We start from the raw sequence: 822 nt of genomic DNA, 5'->3' as shown, positions 1-822 counted from the left end.
GTGATGAGTTACGTGGACGGACACAACGATGATCCCACTCCCTTCGTCTGGTCCAAGACAGCAGAAGAGATCATCGAAAAGGTTGGCAGAGCCAGGCGCGCGCTGGATAATGCCCCAACAGCGTGAATCACATCACTAGGGTGCGGCCTTCCGCGACCGCAACGAGCCCCTATGATCCGCTCGTGGGCGAGGATGAAGTGGTCGAGAGCCGTCTCAAGGGCCTGGGTGCAGCTTGGATCCCGTGGGTGCCAGCACCCGTCTTCGGCTTGCCTGTATTCCTGGGCATCGTGGCGGTTCTCGCCTACGGAACCATCGAGTTGGGATTGCCGCGCGGTCTCTTCACGTTGCTGGCAATGTTGGTCCCCTTCATCGCGACCCAGTGGGGACGCGCCCCGGTCTACCTCGCCATACTGAGTCTGTTCGTCGCAGGCGTCTTCGTTGCCCGCAACGACGGAGACTTGTTCTTCCAGACACTCCAGCGAGCCAGCATCCAGATCGTTGCGCTCGCGCTCATTACCGAGATCGTGCGTTCGACTTTCAACGCCCGGGACCGAACCGCAACGGCGCTCGCCGAGAGCGAGGAGCGTTATCGCTCGCTCGTCGAATCCTTGAACGTCATTCCCTTCGAGTTCGACCTCGCCACGATGCGCTTCTCCTACGTCGGCCCCCAGGCGAAGGACGCACTTGTAGACGCTCACTCAGAAGCGTAGAAATCTGATCATTTGGCCGGGGGGCGACGCAGCCCGCCGTTCCGGATTCCGATTCAGATCTTCCGGGTCGAAAGGTCCTTGACCCAGGGCGAACGCCCTCCCGGCTCGACCG

General features: G+C 61.3%; 1 protein-coding gene. It reads left to right on the top strand.

The annotated features are described in order from the left end of the window. Positions 1-182 precede the first annotated feature (182 nt). Entirely contained in the window at positions 183-710 is a 528-nt protein-coding gene (locus tag GY937_04625; GenBank protein ID MCP5055995.1) for a hypothetical protein, read from the top strand. The last annotated feature ends 112 nt before the right edge of the window (positions 711-822 follow it).

It is taken from the genome of bacterium (assembly GCA_024228115.1).
GTDB lineage: Bacteria > Myxococcota_A > UBA9160 > UBA9160 > UBA6930.
The sequence above is the reverse complement of the archived record's forward strand: the minus strand, read 5'-3'. Positions and strand labels throughout refer to the sequence as shown.